At 60.7% G+C, this 18,507-nt stretch carries 22 protein-coding genes; 13 read left to right on the top strand and 9 right to left on the bottom strand.

The window, feature by feature from the left end:
* Positions 1-61 precede the first annotated feature (61 nt).
* Together KU306_RS11130 and KU306_RS11135 are read left to right on the top strand one after the other, a co-directional pair.
* Positions 62-1,852: a hypothetical protein gene (locus KU306_RS11130; protein WP_258301951.1), complete on the top strand. Its 1,791-nt coding sequence runs from the start codon at positions 62-64 to the stop codon at positions 1,850-1,852.
* A 58-nt stretch (positions 1,853-1,910) separates the two neighbouring features.
* Positions 1,911-2,159 carry a hypothetical protein gene (locus KU306_RS11135; protein WP_258301952.1) on the top strand — a complete coding sequence of 83 codons (249 nt, stop codon included), beginning with the start codon at positions 1,911-1,913 and terminating at the stop codon, positions 2,157-2,159.
* A gap of 59 nt (positions 2,160-2,218) precedes the next feature.
* Here KU306_RS11135 and KU306_RS11140 read toward each other — a convergent pair whose 3' ends face one another.
* A complete protein-coding gene (locus KU306_RS11140; protein WP_258301953.1) occupies positions 2,219-2,476 on the bottom strand; it encodes a hypothetical protein in 258 nt (85 codons plus the stop codon).
* Between the two features lie 542 nt (positions 2,477-3,018).
* Here KU306_RS11140 and KU306_RS11145 point away from each other — a divergent pair.
* Together KU306_RS11145 and KU306_RS11150 are read left to right on the top strand one after the other, a co-directional pair.
* Complete coding sequence (locus KU306_RS11145) at positions 3,019-3,210, top strand: hypothetical protein (protein WP_258301954.1); 192 nt, start codon at positions 3,019-3,021, stop codon at positions 3,208-3,210.
* Complete coding sequence (locus KU306_RS11150; RefSeq protein ID WP_258301955.1) at positions 3,210-4,247, top strand: tyrosine-type recombinase/integrase; 1,038 nt, start codon at positions 3,210-3,212, stop codon at positions 4,245-4,247. Before KU306_RS11145 ends, KU306_RS11150 begins: the two co-directional genes overlap by 1 nt.
* Before the next feature lie 243 nt (positions 4,248-4,490).
* Here KU306_RS11150 and KU306_RS11155 read toward each other — a convergent pair whose 3' ends face one another.
* Both KU306_RS11155 and KU306_RS11160 read right to left on the bottom strand, forming a co-directional pair.
* Positions 4,491-5,741: an inorganic phosphate transporter gene (locus KU306_RS11155; RefSeq protein ID WP_258301956.1), complete on the bottom strand. Its 1,251-nt coding sequence runs from the start codon at positions 5,739-5,741 to the stop codon at positions 4,491-4,493.
* A gap of 216 nt (positions 5,742-5,957) precedes the next feature.
* Positions 5,958-6,305 (bottom strand): DUF8070 family membrane protein, encoded by a 348-nt coding sequence (locus KU306_RS11160; RefSeq protein ID WP_007539729.1) that lies wholly within the window; start codon positions 6,303-6,305, stop codon positions 5,958-5,960.
* Between the two features lie 430 nt (positions 6,306-6,735).
* Between KU306_RS11160 and KU306_RS11165 the strand changes: the two genes are divergently transcribed.
* The 3 genes from KU306_RS11165 to KU306_RS11175 all read left to right on the top strand — a co-directional run bounded on the left by KU306_RS11165 (position 6,736) and on the right by KU306_RS11175 (position 10,417).
* Positions 6,736-8,025 carry an MFS transporter gene (locus KU306_RS11165; RefSeq protein WP_258301957.1) on the top strand — a complete coding sequence of 430 codons (1,290 nt, stop codon included), beginning with the start codon at positions 6,736-6,738 and terminating at the stop codon, positions 8,023-8,025.
* Positions 8,026-8,208: 183 nt separating this feature from the next.
* Positions 8,209-8,931 (top strand): hypothetical protein, encoded by a 723-nt coding sequence (locus KU306_RS11170; protein ID WP_309138750.1) that lies wholly within the window; start codon positions 8,209-8,211, stop codon positions 8,929-8,931.
* A gap of 157 nt (positions 8,932-9,088) precedes the next feature.
* Positions 9,089-10,417 (top strand): right-handed parallel beta-helix repeat-containing protein, encoded by a 1,329-nt coding sequence (locus tag KU306_RS11175; protein WP_258301959.1) that lies wholly within the window; start codon positions 9,089-9,091, stop codon positions 10,415-10,417.
* 12 nt (positions 10,418-10,429) lie between these two features.
* On the opposite strand, the gene KU306_RS11180 is transcribed toward KU306_RS11175, so the two are convergent.
* Genes KU306_RS11180 through KU306_RS11195 form a run of 4 tightly spaced genes read right to left on the bottom strand, consistent with a single transcriptional unit; the run spans position 10,430 to position 13,724 of the window.
* Positions 10,430-11,554, bottom strand: coding sequence for a glycosyltransferase family 4 protein (locus tag KU306_RS11180; protein ID WP_258301960.1), 1,125 nt, complete (start codon positions 11,552-11,554; stop codon positions 10,430-10,432).
* A gap of 1 nt (position 11,555) precedes the next feature.
* A complete protein-coding gene (locus KU306_RS11185; protein WP_007539739.1) occupies positions 11,556-11,933 on the bottom strand; it encodes a 6-pyruvoyl trahydropterin synthase family protein in 378 nt (125 codons plus the stop codon).
* A 6-nt stretch (positions 11,934-11,939) separates the two neighbouring features.
* Entirely contained in the window at positions 11,940-12,938 is a 999-nt protein-coding gene (locus KU306_RS11190; protein ID WP_007539741.1) for a zinc-binding dehydrogenase, read from the bottom strand.
* 3 nt (positions 12,939-12,941) lie between these two features.
* Positions 12,942-13,724: a GTP cyclohydrolase III gene (locus tag KU306_RS11195; RefSeq protein WP_049918571.1), complete on the bottom strand. Its 783-nt coding sequence runs from the start codon at positions 13,722-13,724 to the stop codon at positions 12,942-12,944.
* Positions 13,725-14,032: 308 nt separating this feature from the next.
* Here KU306_RS11195 and KU306_RS11200 point away from each other — a divergent pair, with 308 nt between their 5' ends.
* The 3 genes from KU306_RS11200 to KU306_RS11210 all read left to right on the top strand — a co-directional run bounded on the left by KU306_RS11200 (position 14,033) and on the right by KU306_RS11210 (position 15,841).
* Positions 14,033-14,977 carry a halocyanin domain-containing protein gene (locus KU306_RS11200; protein ID WP_258301961.1) on the top strand — a complete coding sequence of 315 codons (945 nt, stop codon included), beginning with the start codon at positions 14,033-14,035 and terminating at the stop codon, positions 14,975-14,977.
* A 214-nt stretch (positions 14,978-15,191) separates the two neighbouring features.
* Positions 15,192-15,554, top strand: a complete 363-nt coding sequence (locus KU306_RS11205) for a winged helix-turn-helix domain-containing protein (RefSeq protein ID WP_258301962.1) — start codon at positions 15,192-15,194, stop codon at positions 15,552-15,554.
* Complete coding sequence (locus tag KU306_RS11210; RefSeq protein ID WP_258301963.1) at positions 15,551-15,841, top strand: DUF7521 family protein; 291 nt, start codon at positions 15,551-15,553, stop codon at positions 15,839-15,841. The genes KU306_RS11205 and KU306_RS11210 overlap by 4 nt, the downstream gene beginning before the upstream one ends.
* Before the next feature lie 73 nt (positions 15,842-15,914).
* On the opposite strand, the gene KU306_RS11215 is transcribed toward KU306_RS11210, so the two are convergent.
* Positions 15,915-16,169, bottom strand: coding sequence for a hypothetical protein (locus KU306_RS11215; protein ID WP_258301964.1), 255 nt, complete (start codon positions 16,167-16,169; stop codon positions 15,915-15,917).
* A gap of 78 nt (positions 16,170-16,247) precedes the next feature.
* On the opposite strand from KU306_RS11215, the gene KU306_RS11220 reads away from it, so the two are divergent.
* From KU306_RS11220 to KU306_RS11230, 3 genes are all read left to right on the top strand, one after another.
* Entirely contained in the window at positions 16,248-17,030 is a 783-nt protein-coding gene (locus KU306_RS11220) for an HAD-IIA family hydrolase (RefSeq protein WP_007539746.1), read from the top strand.
* Positions 17,031-17,162: 132 nt separating this feature from the next.
* Positions 17,163-17,762 (top strand): DJ-1/PfpI family protein, encoded by a 600-nt coding sequence (locus KU306_RS11225; RefSeq protein ID WP_258301965.1) that lies wholly within the window; start codon positions 17,163-17,165, stop codon positions 17,760-17,762.
* A 78-nt stretch (positions 17,763-17,840) separates the two neighbouring features.
* The gene (locus KU306_RS11230) at positions 17,841-17,975 is read left to right on the top strand and encodes a hypothetical protein (protein ID WP_007539750.1); all 135 of its coding nucleotides are present in this window, start codon (positions 17,841-17,843) and stop codon (positions 17,973-17,975) included.
* A 130-nt stretch (positions 17,976-18,105) separates the two neighbouring features.
* On the opposite strand, the gene KU306_RS11235 is transcribed toward KU306_RS11230, so the two are convergent.
* Positions 18,106-18,504: an OsmC family protein gene (locus KU306_RS11235; RefSeq protein ID WP_258301966.1), complete on the bottom strand. Its 399-nt coding sequence runs from the start codon at positions 18,502-18,504 to the stop codon at positions 18,106-18,108.
* Positions 18,505-18,507: the final 3 nt, after the last annotated feature.

An 18,507-nucleotide genomic window follows, 5' to 3' on the forward strand; every position in this document is an offset into this window, starting at 1 on the left:
AGAGGCTCAATACGCCCGTTCTCACGGGACCGGTGAACTGGACGAACTCGTACACGAACGAGTGTTGGAGTTCGTTCAGAAGTACCCGGAACTCGCAGAGACGCCAGTCTGTCAGACCCACGGGCGCAAGCTGCGGCGCATCGTCACGGAAGCCGAGTGGCGCGACCAGTGGGTCGAACCAGACCAGCCGTACGAGCGGGGCTTTCAGGTGACAGAACTGCAGCGACGAGAGGCCTCGACGTGGGCAGATGCGCTGAGTGCATTCCTCACCGCACACGAACGGTATGACGGACTACTCGCCCGGTTCGGCAACAGAGAGGGCGAGACGTTCGAGATACCGCTGACGGACGCGTGGGGTGAAGAATACTCGAAGAAGCAGTACGCCCGCGCGATGGCGCTGCAGCGACAGATGGCCGGAGGAGAGCGGCCGAGCGGCGGTGAGTCAGTCGCAGCGTGGGACGCGCCCGCGACCGCGATGCTCACCCTGACGGCTTCGTCGGTACCAAACGGTACTCGGATTTCGCCGGTAGAACACACCGACGCGCTGCACGACTCGTTTTCGTACGACGGCGTACGTGACACACTGCGCAACACGATGGAGTATCATCTCGGCCTCGACGCCGACCAGTGGGGCTACTGGCTCCAGGCAGAGCCGCACGGAATGGGCGGCGACGGAACCGGGATGAACGCGTGCTACACGCATCTCCACGTGGGCGTCTACTTCGATACTGAACCGCTTGGAGAACGCGCTGGCGACCTGCACAGCGTCGGCAGGGAGTTCGAACGGGTCATCGAGAAGCACCTTGAGGTGTGCGAGTACGCCGGTCGGTCGGCACACGACTACGATACGATAACCGACTACGAGAAGGAGTCTGACGGCTGTATCTCCCTGAACGCCAACGTGGAGAACATGGGTTCGTACCTCGCGGCGTACATGGGCGGATACACCGAGGAACTCCTTGAGAAGCCTATCGAGTACCTTGCGTGGGGAGCGATATACTGGTCGGCAGCGCGACGGCGGTCCTCTCGGTCGAAGGTACTCACCGAGGCGATAACCGCGGACGCCTGCGAGCAGCGGGCAGAGTCCGATGAATCGGATCAGACCGATGCCCACGGCGAAGCGGTCGAGTGGGACGACGGCCGCGGACCAGATGTAGTCTGCGCCTGCTGCGGTTCTGGATGGAACATCGACCAGTCACGGCTCACTGAACCAGTCACGGACGACGAACTGAGCGACGTGCTCGACGCCGAAGGAGAGTCGGAAGAGACTGGGCGTGAGCTGACGCTGGCCGAACGCTGGCCGAGCGCGACCGCGGCGGTGAGGGTCGGGGAGACGACGACACGAACGAGGATACGGAAGCGCGTCGAGGAGGAGTTGAAACACTGCGACGAGATGCCGACCGTGGCGTCGATGCTCGGGCGGAACATGATAGACCCGAAGCACGCCGATTTCGTGGAATCGGTGATGTACGGGGAGAACGACTGCACAGTCGAATCGTTCCGCCGCGAGTCGCTGGAATCGGAGTGGCAGTTAGAGGCTATCATCGACCGCGACGGCGAGGAGCACGCCCCGAACGGCGGTGGCGTCGATATGGCTCCGCTGAAGCTGCCGGTGCAGCGAATCCTCGACGAAACGAGACTACAGCACAGTCTCGGACGTGGTGAGATGTGGCGGTGCTCGAAGTGTAACTTCGCGTACCACGGCGACGGGACGATGCACGCACGTCACTTCGTCGGGGAGCACGGTATCACGGACCCGGAGAGTGCGGACCATATACTGCTGGTAGATGACTACTACGACGAAGACAGAGAGTGCATGCGGCACCCTGCAACGGGGGCTGCTGAATTGTAAAATAACGTGAAACATGCACTGGTTTTACATTTATTTAGTGCGTAGTAATGTATGCAGTATGAATGATATAACAGATGTGAGTGACGACGAGCTTCGAATGTTCGTTGACTACCAGAACGGGGAGTTTGAGTCTGCTGGCTTAGACTTCTTCTTTAAAGAAAAAAATGGGATGGTGAGCCTGTGCTACTACGGGACACCAGATACTGACGCGGAAAGTATGTCGCAGGTGGATAGCCGTGAAAAGGTCATAAAATGGGAACATGACCGAAGAAAACTGAAAAATGAGGTTCAACGTAGAGACCTGTAGAATCAATTTCACCACCCACCCAGCCACCCGCCCCCTTTACGGGTCAGGGTGGTGGGTGCTCACTCTCCGGCGTCGAGTTCGCCAGCGTCGAGTTCCTCGTTAAGGTACTGGCTGCCAAGAGAAGTCAGCGAGTAGTAACCATCTTCCTCACGCGAGAGGAGACCGTAGTTCGAGAGTTCCCGACAGCGGACGCCGACGTAGTTCCGGTGAGAGTCGATATTACGGCCGATGACTGCAGGAGGTACCTCACCTGCGTCACGTACGTATTCGAGAATAGAGTCGTCGATTGGAACCATCCAGTCCGCCCGTTGGCGCATGCGCGATTCTCTGTGAACAGGATGCTTAGAACCCCCATATGAGTTGTAATTTCTGTGCATTTGAATCTTGTAGACTTTGCGTATGCAAAGATTAATGATTCCTTGGTGAGCACTGACAATGTAACGGAAGCTACACGCGGACCTGAGCGTCTTCGGGTCCATCCAGAATCAAAGCGGACCCAGTGTAGCAGCACTGGCCCGCGGTGGCTCCCGTAACCGAGGTACGGAAGCATGTTTAACTACAATCCGAGGGGCCTTGAACCCCTACGAAGCACGGAAGAATCGGTCTCGACTTCGCGGCGAACGTTCACTTTCGCCAATAGGTTCACTTTCACTCCGGGGAGTGGATGTCAGGTTCATACGTCTACTCACCAACAACTCTCACGGTTAGTGGTCCCCGACGGGGAGAAAGAGTCTGGCAGGACCCTCCCCGAGCGGTTCGGTCCACGAAACCCGGACGTGGGAGCCATGACAGAGTACGAAAGCCCATCCCCTAAGCGTAGCGGCTGCGCTGGAATCGAACCGACCGCGGAGGCAGGACGATGAGTAAGGAACTCACCGTGCTGCAACTCTCCGACGAACAAGTAGCGGCGCTCTCCGAGGGCCGAAGTGCAACCTTCGGGTTCGAAGATTCGATTATCTTCGTCACTCCCGAGGAGATAGACGCGACCGCGCTGGCCGACTTCCTTGACGCGAAAGTCAACACCCGGTCAGTCGAACGCGAGGTGCTGTGATGAGCGACGAACTACGCGACCTGTCGCCCCGAGAGGCGCGTGAACGGTTCCTCGCTCGACGGGCACAGACGCAGGCTGAGGCGACCGTCCGGTCGTATCAGAACCGGCTGGGCGCGTTCGTCCACTGGTGCGAGTCGGAGAACATCGAGTCGATGGCCGAACTGAATGGGTGGCTCGTCGATGAGTTTCAGGCGTTCCGTGAGAGTCAGGGCGTGTCACCTTCGACCGTGAAGGGGTCGATTGTCGCGGTGCGACAACTCGTGAAGTACTGCCAGCGCATCGAGGCTGTGGACCCGAATCTGCTCGACAAGATTCAGGTGCCGAAGCTCTCGAAGGACCAGCAAACCAGCGACCAGAAGCTCGCTGCTGAGGACGCGCTGAGCCTGCTGTCGATGTACCGTGAGTCACGTCGGCTCTACGGAACCGCGTGGCACGCGTTCCTCGAAGTGACGTGGCACACCGGCGCTCGCATGGGCGGCGTGCGTGCGCTCGACCTGAGCGACTTCGACAAGGAAGAACGCTCGCTGGAGTTCCGTCACCAACCCGATTCGGGGACGCCGTTGAAGAACAAGGAGGAGGGAGAGCGTGTCGTCGGTCTCCCGGAACCGGTGGTCGATGCGCTCGACGTGTACATCGCTCGTGAGCGGTCGGACAAGCGCGACGAGTTCGGTCGTGAACCACTGTTCTCGTGTCGGCAGGGACGGCCGTCGCGGTCTACGTTCCGGTCGTGGTCGTACCGTGGGACGCAGCCGTGTCTCTACATGGAGTGCCCGCACGGTCGGCAGCGTCACTCGTGTTCGTTCACGTCTCGTGGTCAGGGCAGCAAGTGCCCGTCTTCGAGGGCACCGCACGCGATTCGGACGGGTTCGATTACGTGGCAACTCGACCGCGGCGTGCCTATCGAACTCGTGGCTGAGCGTGTGAACGCGACGCCTTCGACGATTCGCCGGTACTACGATAAGGCGGACGAGCACGAGCGGTTCCGTGAGCGGCGTCGTGAACTGAGCGCATCCCTCGATATTCAGAACCATGACTGAGGGATTTGCGAATTCGGCGGTCTCACGGGCCATCGTGCTGCCATACGCCAGATACGCACTCCCCTCCGGCCCCATTTTCTCTCGAAAACCACCGTCTTAGCGGGCGCTCCGTCCCTCGTGGACAGCGTGATTTACAGCTGTGTATAACCCCTCAATCTGTGATGCGTCATTGAGGTCGTGCTGAATACAGGGCACGTGTCGGGTGAGGAGACGATTCGGTTCATACCGTCCTCCGAGCGAGGCTCACGACAGGACCAAGAACACTGGGTACGAGGTGGCCACCGCCAGCGAGGGCGTCAAGACCCACATCGAAACGATACGTTTGGCCGCCGCGGAGTCGAAGAGACTCTTTTGGTCGAGGTCAACCGGTCCCTTCTCACCGACTTCAGGCACGTCCGGTACCTCCGTAGGCTTCTCCGCCGGCTCTTCGTGACGAGCGATGTCCCCAATGGTTGGACTGGTCGGCACCTCCTCGTCCCGTGAGGTAGCCAACGCTCCCGTGGCAACCTCCACGTCCACCGCCGCAGACTGGGGAGACGGCGTCGCCAATTCCGCCAGTGTCGCCGCCCGACTCGCTCGACCCCAGCCCAGTCCGATAATCGTGGAGGTCGTACTCACCGCGAGACTCGCGGGGATACCGAGGTAGGACAGTATCGTAATAACCGTCCCACCAACGATAGAGACGATGAGTGACGCGAGAATCGGGAGTTCGGTGATGTTGTCACCCACCGTATCCAGCGTGCGACGAGCGATGGTGAAGCTTCCCAGCCCGAAGGCCGCCACCGCGAGCAGCACCCCTTGATTCACGGTCAGCGGGCCACCAGCGCCGACGAGGGGGGCAACGGCGTTCGCTGCGTTCGAGGCCCCCGCTGAAAACGCCATATAACAGGCGATGACGACCACCGAAATCGAACCCACGATGTCTTGCAGTGATGCGTTTTGGTTGAGGTGCGGGCGTGGAACCGACCCGGAGCGGTCGATTTGGATGAGGTGAAGGTCGAACTTCGTGAATGCGACGTAGCGGTCGAGATACGGGTAGACGTACCGTCCAATCACGAGGCCGACAGCGAAACTCAACAGCGGTGCGACGATCCACGCCGAGACGATGACGAACATCAGTGCTTGGTTGAGCGTCCCCGACGCGAGGCCCAGTCCGATGATAGCTCCGACAGCCGTCATCGACGTCGAAGCCGGAACACCGTACAGATTCGAGACGAGCAACGAGAGTCCAGTGAAGAACAGGACGACGACACTCGCGACGGGTGTGAACTGAACCGCCGGGACGATACTGCTACTCATGGTGGTTATGACGTTTCGACCGACGGTCCACGCGCCGAGGAACGCGAACCCGATGAACAGCGCCGCGGCAGTCGTTTTCCGAGTGAGCCGCGACCCGACCGCCGGCCCGAATGCCACGCCTGTCGATGAGCCACCGATATTGAATCCCACGAATACCGCTGCGGCGACTCCAGCGACCAGCAACAGTGAGACCATTCAACCTATGCATTGACGCCGCTCCGATAAAATGTACGGCTTCATTGGCAGGTCACACGGACCGAACCACTTCACAGAATCCATCCTTCCGCTTGTCGTCTCGCGATTACTCGTCGAGGAACCGCATTTCTGATCTGCTGACTACACCTTCTGTCTGTGCCACGCGGTTCGTGTCACATTCTGAGGCGCTCGTCACGATGTCTCATCCACTCCCAATCAGTGAAGTCCAGACCTGAAGTACTGGAGAATAATCACAGACCAAAGGAAGATACCGATGCCATAGCAGATGAGGACGAGTCGAATACTGAGTCTCCCCGCTGCCGATGCCGCGTGAATATCTACGTTGGCCTCTGTCTCGATACCCCCCTCTTCGTGGACACCGCCCTCGGTCACGTTCGTCCGTCCTGCTTGGCCACCACCCAACGCCAACAAGAGGAGTCCGGCAATTGCGGCAAAGACGAGATACAGTCCGGAGTGTGTCGTGTAGTAGATGGTCCCGACGGTCGCCAGACCTGCAATAATGGTAAAGACGAGAACGGCCATCGCGATAGCTCGCTTGTCCATACCGGCGATAGGACCCAAATTGGTTTATTCTTTGTCACATGGTGTGTGGGAGGAAGGACAGACCACCCGAGGGTGCACGTCTCGAACCGACTTGGGCGTCGGACTCGCTCCTACCGATGACGGCGGTCGGTTCTCCCTGCAATCCCCACCAACACCTGCCACACGCATTGTCCACCTGTCTCACGGAAAACATAATATACTCGATTACGAATGAATATTCGCTGCCGTCAGAGGCACGCCCCCTGCGACGACATTGTCGCCAACCCTCTTGCAGGTCTTCGATTCACCAAAGTACAGTACCGACGGACGTCGTCACCGACTCGCGGCCACGAGAGCGCACCGGGCATCACGCGCTCGCCGGGACGTGGAGGCGTCGTCGACGTCCGGACCGTGCGTACATTGATACGACCATCGTCCTTACGCACCGCCGATGGGTTCCTCCCTCGACAGTCGAATCCTCGCGCTCGCGATGGCACGAATGGTCGATGCGCTCGCCAACTCGTTTCTCGTCGTCGTGCTGCCGCTGTATATCGGGAGCCAACTCGTCGAACTCCCGTCGTTCGTCGGGACGACTGTCGCACTCGGTGTCGCCGAGTTCACGGTGACAGCCGAACTCCTCATCGGAATCGTCCTCTCGCTTTTCGGCTTCCTCAACAGCTTCAGTCAGCCGGTCACGGGGTCGATATCGGACAAGACCGGCCGTCGGAAAGTGTTTCTACTGACCGGGTTGGCGCTCGTCGCAATCGGGAGCGCCGGGTACATCGTCTTCACCGATTACCTCTCGATACTGCTGATGCGCGGGTTGCAGGGCATCGGCGCGGCGTTCACCATCCCGGTCACGGTCGCGCTCGTAAACGAACTGTCGGCCGAGGACGAACGCGGTGGGAACTTCGGCCTGTTCAATACGTTCAGACTCCTCGGATTCGGCGTCGGCCCGCTGGTGGCTGGGGGCGTCGTCGCTGCCGGGCCTTACACGCTGTTCGCGATACCGATATCCGGCTTCGAAGCCGCGTTCCTCGTCGCGGTCGTCGGGGCAGTTCTCAGCTTTGGACTCATCGTCGCCCTCATCGACGACCCGGAGCGCACCGAAAGCGAGGCGGCCGACGACATCTCGCTCACGATTCGGGACCCCGACGGGTCGGGTCTCGACCCGGTGTTCGCGCTCGGACTCGCGACTATCGTGATGGCGCTGAGTCTCGCTATCTTCGCCCCGCTGGCCAACCTCGTCAACGCCCGCCTCGACCAGGGGACGTTTCTCTTCGCCGTCCAGTTCGGGGCGACAGTGCTGGCGAACGTGATGTTCCAGTACCCAATCGGTCGGCTCAGCGACCGCTACGGCCGACGACCGTTCCTGCTCGGTGGCTTCGTGCTCCTCTTGCCGACCACGCTCGCACAGGGGTTCGTACAGGAACCGCTGTTGATGATTCTCGCGCGGTTCTTGCAAGGAATCGCCGTCGCGGCTGTGTTCGCCCCCTCGCTCGCTCTCGCGGGCGACCTCGCCAAGGAGGGCCAGTCGGGGTCGACGCTCTCGATTTTGACGATGGGGTTCGGGCTCGGGGTCGCCTTCGGGACACTGTTTTCCGGTATCCTCGTCGGATTCGGGTTTGCGGTGCCCTTCGTCGTCACCACCGCACTCGGTGCCGTTGGACTCCTCGTCGTGTACACCCAGGTCAGAGAGACGATAGGTGAGTCGGCGACGACGCCGATGGCGGGTGACTAACTGAGGATAACTGGTCGCTGGTGCGACTCGCACTCGACGCGACGCTGTCTTGCGTGGCTGTTTTGCTACTTGTGTAGCCGTTTTACTACCGTGATGCATGATAAACACACGCACACTTTTGCTGTGTGGTGTCCAACGTGACAACTAATGAGCACCCAGACAGTCCGCGGAACAATCGGAGGCATGGCACAGCGGGCGAATCCGTCGTTCGCGGGGGGCGTTGTCACCATCTCGGTTGTTGCCCTCACGTACGTCCTTACCGTCGGGTCGGTGCAGATACACACCTACGTCCACGTGATGACGGGCGTCCTCTGGACGGGGACGGACCTGTTTCTCGGGGCCATCCTCGGTCCGGTGCTCGGCGGTCTCGACGCGGACGACAGTGCGGCAGTGTTCGAACGATTGACGCCGAAGCTATCGTTTTTCTTACCGTCGATGGCGTTTCTCACCATCGCGACCGGACTGGCTCTCGCGCTCCGCGTCGGGCTGTTTCCGAACCCGGACCCGTGGCTCGCGCTCTTCACTGCGGTCAACATCATTCCGATATTCTTGCTGTTAGGATGGCGGTTGAACGCGTGGTCCGATTGGCGGTGGCGGATACCCTTCTCCGTCGCGACCATCGGGTCGCTCGTCTGGGTCGGCTTGACCATCGGCGACCTGCAAATGACGACGCCCGCTGTCGTCGTGGCGCTGGCTATCGTGACGATTCTCTCCGTTCAGGGGTTCGGCTTCTTGATGCCCGGCGAAGTCAGAATCTACCTGGAGATGACCTCACCGACTCCCGATTCCGAAGTAATCGCCGGGGTCGGACAGCAAAACGCGATGCTCGGCGGCGTGCAGGGACTGTTTCAACTTATCCTCATCGTGGATATGGTCTACCTGCGATACGCAGGGCTCCCGTTTTGAGTACCTCTGTCGTGACTTCTCGACCGAACACGGGAGGTTGCAAGCTGAGACACGACCTCGTATAAACTCTGTTCAGCGACACTGACTGTCTCATCTTCTTACTAATTTAACCTAGTTGACAATTTTATACTCTCTCAGGTTGTACTGTACCGATAGAATGCCCCTCCACTCTCGTCGTTCGTTCCTCGCCGGAGCAGCGGCACTCGGGACGTTGGCCCTCGCGGGGTGTGGTGGACGCGCCACCGAGGACACGGTCACGACGGAGCCACCAGCCACGCCCACGCGAACGGACACGGTGACAGAGACACCCGAGCCAAACGTCGTCGACCCCGAAGACGCGGAGAACGTCTACTACGTCGACCCGAGGGATGGGTCGGACGACAACAGTGGTGACTCACTGGACGCGCCGTTCGAAACCCTTCGGCCCGTGATGTACGACGCCGAATTCGAACTCGGTGCGGGCGACGTCGTCTACCTTCGCGGTGGCGTCCACAAACTCCGAGGAGACGGCAGTATCAACCTCTCGTACCTCACGGGAACCGAAGAAAAACCGATTACCATTCAGGCGCTTCCCGGTGAGCGACCCGTCATCGACGTCAACATGAAAGGGTCGAACGGGATTTCGATGTTCGGAAGCGAGCACATCCATCTCCGGGGATTCGAACTCAAGAACGTCAAGCGAAACGGCATCGCGTGCAGCGAGTCGAACGACGGGCCAGCGAAGTCGTGTGTGTTCGAGGATTTAGAGATTCACCACTACGGGCAAGGAGACGACCGAAACGGTAACGGAATCAGTTTCTACGGGCACTCGTTCGACCACTTCGTTCGGCGGGTTACGGCCCACCACGGCGGGTCGAAAAACAGCTCCGACGGCTTCTACATCGGCGGCGAGGGAGACCGCTTGAGCGGCGGCCACCGCTTCGAAGAGTGCGTCGCGTATCTGAACGCCGACGACGGCTTCGACTTCTACCGTTCGGACCCGACGCGCGGCAGTCTCGTCGTCAACTCCGTCGCCTACAAGAACGGAACCGACGGCAACGGAACCACGGGCGACGGAAACGGCTTCAAGATGGGCGGCGGGTGGGAGACCGGCGGCAACCGCTGTTATCGCTGTGTCGCCTACGACAACACCGCCTACGGATTCGACAACAACGGTGCGAGCGTCGCCAACACCTACGACCACTGCACGTCGTTCCGAAACGGGACCTTCGGATTCAGCTTCACCGGCAACACCGAACCGGACAACATCGCGCGCAACTCGCTGGCGTGGCTCAACGGAGAGGGTGCGGTGTTTCAGGCGTTCAACGTCCGAAGCGAGCGGAATTCGTGGGACCTCGACATCGACGACCCCGAGTTCGCGAGGACGGTGACAGGCGACGACTTCCTCCGCTTGACGAAAGGCTCGCCGTGTATCGATGCCGGTGTCGATATCGGCGAACCATATCTCGGTGCAGCGCCCGACCTCGGCGCGTTCGAATTCACCTAAGCACGTTAGGAGTCACTCGATGGTCCGACCCCGACCCGTCGCGGCCGTCGTGCCCATCGAACCCGTCGCAGTTCCCTCGGCGACCGCACGCACGAACTCGCGGACTGTCGCTGCCGTCTCGTCCCACGTCACGTGGTCGAGGTATCGCTGTCGGGCGGCCAACGAGTGAGCGACGAGGCGTTCGGAGTCCCGACACAGCGGCGCGATAGCGTCGGTAATCTCGGATGGGTCCGTCGGGTCGACGAGGTAGCCGTCTTCGCGGTGCGTGACGAGTTCGCTCCCACCGCCAGCGGTCGAAACGATAGCTGGCAGCCCGAACCCCATCGCTTCGAGCGCGGCGATGCCGAAGCCCTCGTAGTGGGAGGGGAGGGCGAACACGTGTGACTCACGCAGTGTCGCAGCGAGTTCGGCATCGGGGAGTCGGCCGGTGAAGGTGACGTAGTCCTCGATACCGAGGTCAGACACGAGCGCCCGAAGCCGTCGTTCGTATCCGGCGTCGACCGCTGCGCCGACCACCGTCAACTCCCACTCCCATCGGACGCGAGAGAGCCCGCGGAGCAGTCCATCGACGTTTTTCCGCGGTTCGAGGTTGCCGACGGTGACGACTTGGAGGGGGCCGTCGGTCGCCCGCTCGCCAATCGCTTCGGGCGTCAGCGGGGCACCGAACTCGGAAAATCGGTCGCCCGCGGGATACGCGACGACGCTCGGCTCGGTCGTCGTGAGGTCTGTGACGCTCTCCCGAGTGGTCTCGCTGTTGAACACGAACGCGTCGACCGAGTCGAGATAGCGTGCTTCGACGAGTTGGCGGAGTCGGCGTCGCCACGGGTGGAAGTTCTCTCGGGAGTGGAGGTGGTGGACGACCGAGACGAGCGGCGTGTCGTCGTCGAGACCGGCGTTCGCGGCAGCCAGCGACGGGTGACACAACTCGTCTTGGAGCAGTACGTCGACGTCCAGATTTCGCAACCGCCGGAACGCCGTGGCGTTGTCTCCGAGACGCGCCCAGTACGGTCGCTCGGGGAGCGAGACGACCGTCACCTCGTCGCCCGCCTCGCGGAACCGACGGACGAGTTCGAGGTCGTATCGGTAGCCACCGGAGCGGTCGTCGAGCGGGCCGTAGACGACGAATCCCAGATGCACGTTAGAGGTCCGTCTCGTAGGTCGCGCTCGCGACGTCGTCTTCCCAGATTCGGACCGAGAGGTGTGTTGGCTGTGTTAACTCCGCGGCATCGACGAACCGTCCGCACACCTCGCGAGCGAATCGCTCGACACTCGGGTTCTTCCCCTCGAACTCGGGGAGGTCGTTCATCGTCTCATCTCGATAGCGAGCGAGGGTCGCATCCAGCGCCGATTTCACGTCGTCGATATCGACGAGATAGCCGTATTCGTCGAGTTCTGGACCGGTTAGTTCCACTTCGACAGTGAAGGCGTGCGAGTGGCGCTCGCCTTCCGGACCGGGGTCGGGGACCGTCAGGTAGTGCTGCGCGATAATATCTTGGCGAACCGACACGCGATACATACCACCTCAACCGTCTCCGTACGTAAAGAGGATTTGGACGGCGTCGTCGGGTTCGTCTTCCAGTAACTCGTATGCGCGGGCGGCGTCGCCGACGTCGAGACGGTGCGTGACGAGCGATTCGAGAGGGATGTCTTCGAGGAAGTCCCACGCGAGCGAGAACCGTCGTTCCGTGTCCCAGCGACCGCTAAGTTCCGGGTCGATGGTGCTCACCTGACTGCTCTCGACGCTGATTCGAGAGCGGTGGAACCGCCCGCCGAGGTCGAGTGAGGCGCGCTTGGTGCCGTACCACGAGCCGACGACAACCCGGCCGTCGTAGCGCGTCACGTCGAGCGCGTCGTCGAGCGCGTCGGGGTCTCCGGACAGTTCGAACGTCAGGTCGGCACCGTCGGCGGGGTGGTCGAGCGACTCGGGGGAGACCGCAGCGTCGGCACCGAGTTCGCGTGCGAGTTGTCGCCGTTCGGGGACGCAATCGACGGCGGTGAGACTCCCGAGCGGGAATTTGGCGAGGAGCCACGTCGTGACGAGACCGACGATTCCCTGCCCGAAGACGACGACGTGTTCGCCGACGAGCGGGCGGCCGTCCATCACGAAGTTGAGCGCCGTCTCCATCGTCGGCAAGAGGGCGGCCCGGCCGTCGCTCACGTCGTCTGGAATCGACCTGAGTTCCGACGGACGGGTGAGAAAGCAGCCCTCGTGAGGATGGAAGGAAAACACTCGCTCTCCGAGGAGCGACGCGTCGACAGCATCACCGACCGCGTCGACCTCGCCGACGGCGGCGTAACCGTAGGTGAGCGGAAACGAGAGGTCGCCCTCGAGCGCGGCGATAGATTCGTCTGCGGGGAGGTCCGTGGGTGCCTCACCGCGATAGACGAGTCGCTCGGTTCCCGAACTCACAGCGGAGAGGTGGGTTCGAACACGCACTTGGTGGCGGTCGGGGGCTGGAACGTCGTGGTCGCGAACCTCGACCTCCTTCGGACCGACGAAGTAGACCGCGCGTCCGTGCATCGGTCAGTCGTCTGCGGCGAGTGGCGCGTCGGCGAACTCGACTATCGTCCCGCGGTGACGGCAGTCTTCGAGGGCGTGCTTGGCGGCGAAGCCCGCTTCGTGGGCGTTCGAGGCCGTCCCGACGCCGACTTTGAGTTCGACGCCCGCTTCTCCCTCGACGTGGTCGATGGCTGCGCGGTACTGACTCGCGGTGAGGTCGGGTGTGACCGAGATGATGTTGTCGCCGCCGACGAAGAACGACAGCGCGCCGTGTTCTTCTCTGAGATGACGCATGAGCGAGGCGTAGCCCTGCTCGATTTGGATGAACGTATCGAACTCGTTGAGGCGGTCTGTGTACTTGCCGGTCGCGTCGTTCACGTCGAAGTGAGCGATTTGCACGTCCGAGTCGGTGCGGTCTTCCATCGGGAGCGTCTCCCCGGAGAGGACTTCGCGTCGCTCGTGGTCCTGTGCACTGCCGGCACGCTGAACGACGTCTGTGGCGCGTTCGAGTGCAACCGCGGGATTGCGGTCGACGCCGATACCGAGACTGAGCGTCACCGGATAGCGGTTGGCGATAGACTCCTGGAGGAGTTCGTGGTCGTCACGGTCCAGGCCGTTGGTGACGGCGACCATGTTGTCGAATCGGGTAAAGAAGACGTACCCGTCGCGAGAGCCGACGAACTGGGCCAGGTCGGCAAAGAGCCGCGACTGGAGCGTCTGGAGGTCCATCTCCCGTCGAGGCTCGGGCGTTACGGTCCACGGCCCATAGTTGTCGATTTGGACGAGTGTCAGCTGCGTATTCGTCACAGTAGACGAGTCGGGCGAAGCGCATATCGTTCTTTGGTTCTGCGACGGGTCTGCCGAGACTCTGTCACAGTCTCGCTTTCGATGGGAAACGCTGGCTGCGAAACTGCGTGATGTTTAGTCACCGGTTCGCTGTCATCATTTGGACTTCTCACCCGTTTTTGCCAGCACTGTCTAGCTACTCCCCTCTCTGACCGCTGTTCGCCGATATGTTTGTCCCTTCGTGTACTGTTGTCGTGTCTCTCGGGATTTCCAGATTCTGGAAATTATCTCTCAATTATTGGTTTTCAGAGATAGAAGTGTGAATCGCCATGGATTGGAAACCGACACGCAGACGACTCCTCCAAGGAAGCGCCCTCGTCACCCTCGGCTCGATGGCTGGGTGTCTCTCTGCTGCCACTTCTGGGCAGGAGAAACTGCAAAACGGCGCTGGCGCTAACTCGACCAGCGAGACGACGACTTCGGGCAAGCACACAGAGACAACTACTGACAACTGTGTTGACGACGAGACACATATCGAAGCTACCGAGTTGTCGGAACCGGACTCACTTGACGAGTGGCTCTCGGACGCCAACAAGTACGATGGTAAGTCACGGCGATACGGTCCAGACGAGAGGGTAGCGGTCAGCGTCGGAAAACCGACCGACGATGGACCCGCGTTCGACCCGCCACTAATTGAGGTCCCGCCGATGACGGACGTCTGGTGGGAGTGGACCGGACGCGGCGAACACAACGTCGTCGCTCTCGACGGGGCGTTCGATAGCGGCCGGACCAACGCACAGCGAGGAACGTCGTACCACCACTTCTTCGACGAACCAGGAGAGTACCTGTTCGTCTCCGAACCGCACTATAACGACGGGATGAAGGGTGCCGTTGTCGTCACCGATCCACCTTCGACGGGGTACGAAGCCGTCGACGAGTGGATGATAAACACCAGTAACTTCGACGGGACCGTCACCGACGAGACAGGTTCCGAAACCGCATCCATTCGCGTCGGTACGCCCGGAAACAGCGGAAACTTCGCGTTCGACCCACCTGTGTTGAAAGTATCGACTGGGACCACAATTACGTGGGAGTGGACCGGCAACGGCGGTGGCCACAATGTCGTCTTCCAAGAGGCTGACATCGACTCGGGAGAGATTGCAACCGACTCAGGAGAGACGTTCAAACAGACGTTCGAAACGACTGGTACGTACCGTTACGCCTGTGAGCCACACAAAGGAATCGCGATGAAAGGCGCACTCATCGTAGAGTGACCTGAACGCGAATATTTATACTCAGAGACACTTTATTCGAAGCCGTTCACGGCCACATCCCTCCTCTACCAATGTCCGACGATGCAAATCGGCTGGTCGCACACGCAGCTAGAGGACTGTATACCCTCTCTTGGCTGGTATTTCTACCAGACCGATTCTGTGTCACGATGTGGGGGCTAGCGGTTCCGTCACAGTGGTGTCTCCGGAGGGTCGAATGAGCGAGTTAGACTCCTGTCCGGTCGAGGCAGTGTGTACAGCACTTGCGGACGAGGAGTGCAGACGTATTCTCCGCGTGCTTGACGAGCCACTAACGGCATCTGACGTTGCGCAGCACTGTGACCTTCCACAGACGAGTACGTACCGAAAACTGGGGATGTTGAGCACTGCTGACCTCGTCGAAGAACGGACTGAGATACGAGACGATGGGAACCATACGACTCGATTCGTTCGCAACGCGACCGGGGCGTTCGTGACATTCGAAGACGGGCAGTCGTTCAGTGTCGAGCTGATTACCGACGATGAAACGCCAGACCAACGGCTTGCCCAACTCTGGACACAAGTCAGCGAGGAACTATGAACACAGAACTTCCATTTGCGGTGGTCGCACTGAAGACAGTGACACTCGTCTTGGGGTGTCTCGTGACGTACTTTGCAGTCAAAGCCGCCAAAAGAACAGGCGTGACCGGCCTGGGATATCTTGCGGTCGGCTTTGGTGTCGTCACGCTCGGGTCGTTGCTTGCGGGGGTTGCTCACCAACTTCCGCTATTCGCACCGGATACTGCGCTTGTCGTTGAAGCTGCGCTAACGACGGTCGGGTTTGCGGTCATCACGCTCTCACTGTATGTGACTCGACAGTCGGTGTGACCTGACTCCACCCCAGACGAAGGTCTCTCAAGCCAGTCTACACCCAATACCCAAACTGCATTCACAACAACCGTTATGCCGTGTCTTCACTGAGGAGAAAACTCGCCGTAATGTCGAGAATAGCCCACATCACGACCCAAACGGTGAGTCCGACGAGGACTATAACTGTCGATGACAACAGCGGCACGGTGAACGCGAGCGTCGCGACGGCCGTGTAGGTCAAAAAGAGCGCGACCATCGCAGTTACCAACCCGTAGACTCCCATGGCGCTATTTCCTGTCGCTGGACCGCGTAACCACCCGACGACTCGCTTGGAGGACACACCCATGATGAGATGTATGGTACCAACCAACATAATTGTTCTCTCGGGAGAACGTTCAATCAGTCGGCCTCCGAATAGCCAGTGATGGAATACCGAGGAGTGGTCCTCGACGTCGACGGCACAGTCGTCCGCGGTGACGAAGCGATACCGGGCGCGCTCGACGGCTTGGCAGCTATCGAAGCGGCCGGGCTCGACCGCCTGTTCGTCTCGAACAATCCCACGAAGAAACCGCTAGCCTACGAAGAACGACTTCGCGGTGCCGGTATCGACGCCACAGCCGACGAAATCGTCACGTCGGGCACGACCACGACATCGTACGTCGCCGAGCAACATCCGGGTGCGAAGACCTTCTGTATCGGCGAGGAGGGACTGCGCGACCAACTTCGAGAGGCCGGATTAGAACTCGTTTCCGCGTCGGACGACCCCGACGTCGTCGTCGTTTCTATCGACCGCGAGTTCCACTACGACGACTTGCGCGACGCCTACGTCGCCCTGCGTGACGGTGCGACGTTCTACGGCACCGACCCCGACATCGTCATTCCGGCTGCCGATGGCGACATTCCGGGGTCGGGCGCGATTATCCACGCCGTTTCCGGGGTCGCCGGGCGTGACCCTGATGCGATTCTCGGGAAGCCCTCGCCGGTCGCACGGGGTATCGTCCTCGACAGGCTCGGCCTCGAACCCGAGGAGGTCCTCGTCGTCGGCGACAGACTCGATACGGACATCGCGTTGGGGACGACCGCTGGAATGGGAACCGCAGTCGTCCGAACCGGCGTGACCGACGACGCGACACTCGCGGCCAGCGACTACGAACCGGACTACGTCCTCGACAGTCTCGGCGATATCGAGTCGATTCTGTCGGGCTGACCTCGTCTTTCTGTCCGACCTCTCGGTCAATTGTCCGAACTTTTCCGTCACGTGTCCGAGTTTCCGACAGTCAGCCCTCCTCTACACAATCATTATTATTCTGACGTAACAACTTCTGCGCGGGGAAACTCCATGACTGGAAAGAAAATTCTGCTCATCGCAGGCGACTTCGTCGAAGACTACGAGATTATGGTCCCGTTCCAGGCACTCCAGATGGTCGGCCACGAGGTCCACGCGGTGTGCCCCGAGAGAGAAGACGGCGACGTGTGTAAGACGGCCGTCCACGACTTCCGCGGCGACCAGACGTATCTGGAGACCCGCGGCCACGACTTCGCGCTGAACGCCACCTTCGCAGATATCGACCCGGCGGACTACGACGCACTCGTGGTTCCCGGTGGGCGCGCACCCGAGTATCTCCGTGGCTACGACGAGGTGCTCGACACAGTCCGGCACTTCTTCGAGGCGGAAAAGCCGGTCGCAGCAATCTGCCACGGACCGCAGATTCTGGCCGCTGCGGGCGTCCTCGACGGCTACGAGATGACGTCGTACCCGGCAGTCCGCGCGGAAGTCGAGAACGCCGGCTGCTCGTGGGTCGACGGCGTCGTCGTCGACGACAACCTCGTCACGGGACAGGCGTGGCCCGACCACCCCGAGTGGCTGTCGGCGTTCCTCGACGTCCTCGGGACCGAAATCAGCCACACGCCGACTGCGCAGGCCGCGGGCGACGACTAGTCAGTATTCTCACACCGTGAATACCACGAGTGAGAATGTCTGACAAAGGTTTTTAAGTGGTGCAGCGTAGGGTCTCGTATGGAAGAGCCGAACAGCCCATACTTCCGCGAACAGGTCGACGATGCCGTCGAGACGAACCCACAAGAGGGGGAGGTCGTAATCGTGGAGGGTCAAGCGATGAGCCTTCGAGCCTACAAGAAGCGTCACGACTAATCGGTCGGGACACCCGTAGGTCTCGGTGGTGGTGGTGTTCGGTCACGCGGACCGTTTTTGTGGGGAACACAGCCGGAGCGGAGCGTATCCGCTCCTCGATTTCCACCCCACTGACCGAGTCCCGTAGCCGTTAGAACGCCGCGTCGTGGACGCTCACGTCCGCGTGCAGGCCATCACGGAGCGCCGTGTGGACGTGGCAGATGTCTTCGGCGAGGTCCGTTATCTTAGCTACCGCCTCGTCTGAGAGGGCCGCTTCGACGTAGACGTCGAAACTGACGCTCGTGAGGTCGTCGTCGCCGTCGACCGTGGCGTCCGCGTCGATTTGAATCTTCCCGAGGTCGTCGAAGCCCGTCTTCTGGCCACCGACACGGAAAGCCGGGAGGAAACAGGAGGCATACGTCGCCACGAGTGTCTCGTTCGGGGACGGTCCAGTCTCGTTGAGCGCGTCAATCTGCAGGTCGAAGTCGCCGACGCGACTCGTACTCGAAAATCCGTCTTCGCTGATGGTTGAGGTCTGAATATCGGACATCCA

This window comes from Haloferax larsenii (assembly GCF_024730625.1).
In the GTDB taxonomy this organism is placed as follows: domain Archaea; phylum Halobacteriota; class Halobacteria; order Halobacteriales; family Haloferacaceae; genus Haloferax; species Haloferax larsenii.

Coding starts and splice junctions, on each gene's coding strand:
- KU306_RS11135 (WP_258301952.1), top strand. CDS start 1,911: ATGAATGATATAACAGATGTGAGTGACGACGAGCTTCGAATGTTCGTT.
- KU306_RS11140 (WP_258301953.1), bottom strand. CDS start 2,476: ATGCGCCAACGGGCGGACTGGATGGTTCCAATCGACGACTCTATTCTC.
- KU306_RS11145 (WP_258301954.1), top strand. CDS start 3,019: ATGAGTAAGGAACTCACCGTGCTGCAACTCTCCGACGAACAAGTAGCG.
- KU306_RS11150 (WP_258301955.1), top strand. CDS start 3,210: ATGAGCGACGAACTACGCGACCTGTCGCCCCGAGAGGCGCGTGAACGG.
- KU306_RS11155 (WP_258301956.1), bottom strand. CDS start 5,741: ATGGTCTCACTGTTGCTGGTCGCTGGAGTCGCCGCAGCGGTATTCGTG.
- KU306_RS11160 (WP_007539729.1), bottom strand. CDS start 6,305: ATGGACAAGCGAGCTATCGCGATGGCCGTTCTCGTCTTTACCATTATT.
- KU306_RS11165 (WP_258301957.1), top strand. CDS start 6,736: ATGGGTTCCTCCCTCGACAGTCGAATCCTCGCGCTCGCGATGGCACGA.
- KU306_RS11170 (WP_309138750.1), top strand. CDS start 8,209: ATGGCACAGCGGGCGAATCCGTCGTTCGCGGGGGGCGTTGTCACCATC.
- KU306_RS11175 (WP_258301959.1), top strand. CDS start 9,089: ATGCCCCTCCACTCTCGTCGTTCGTTCCTCGCCGGAGCAGCGGCACTC.
- KU306_RS11185 (WP_007539739.1), bottom strand. CDS start 11,933: ATGTATCGCGTGTCGGTTCGCCAAGATATTATCGCGCAGCACTACCTG.
- KU306_RS11190 (WP_007539741.1), bottom strand. CDS start 12,938: ATGCACGGACGCGCGGTCTACTTCGTCGGTCCGAAGGAGGTCGAGGTT.
- KU306_RS11200 (WP_258301961.1), top strand. CDS start 14,033: ATGGATTGGAAACCGACACGCAGACGACTCCTCCAAGGAAGCGCCCTC.
- KU306_RS11205 (WP_258301962.1), top strand. CDS start 15,192: ATGAGCGAGTTAGACTCCTGTCCGGTCGAGGCAGTGTGTACAGCACTT.
- KU306_RS11210 (WP_258301963.1), top strand. CDS start 15,551: ATGAACACAGAACTTCCATTTGCGGTGGTCGCACTGAAGACAGTGACA.
- KU306_RS11215 (WP_258301964.1), bottom strand. CDS start 16,169: ATGGGTGTGTCCTCCAAGCGAGTCGTCGGGTGGTTACGCGGTCCAGCG.
- KU306_RS11220 (WP_007539746.1), top strand. CDS start 16,248: ATGGAATACCGAGGAGTGGTCCTCGACGTCGACGGCACAGTCGTCCGC.
- KU306_RS11225 (WP_258301965.1), top strand. CDS start 17,163: ATGACTGGAAAGAAAATTCTGCTCATCGCAGGCGACTTCGTCGAAGAC.
- KU306_RS11230 (WP_007539750.1), top strand. CDS start 17,841: ATGGAAGAGCCGAACAGCCCATACTTCCGCGAACAGGTCGACGATGCC.
- KU306_RS11235 (WP_258301966.1), bottom strand. CDS start 18,504: ATGTCCGATATTCAGACCTCAACCATCAGCGAAGACGGATTTTCGAGT.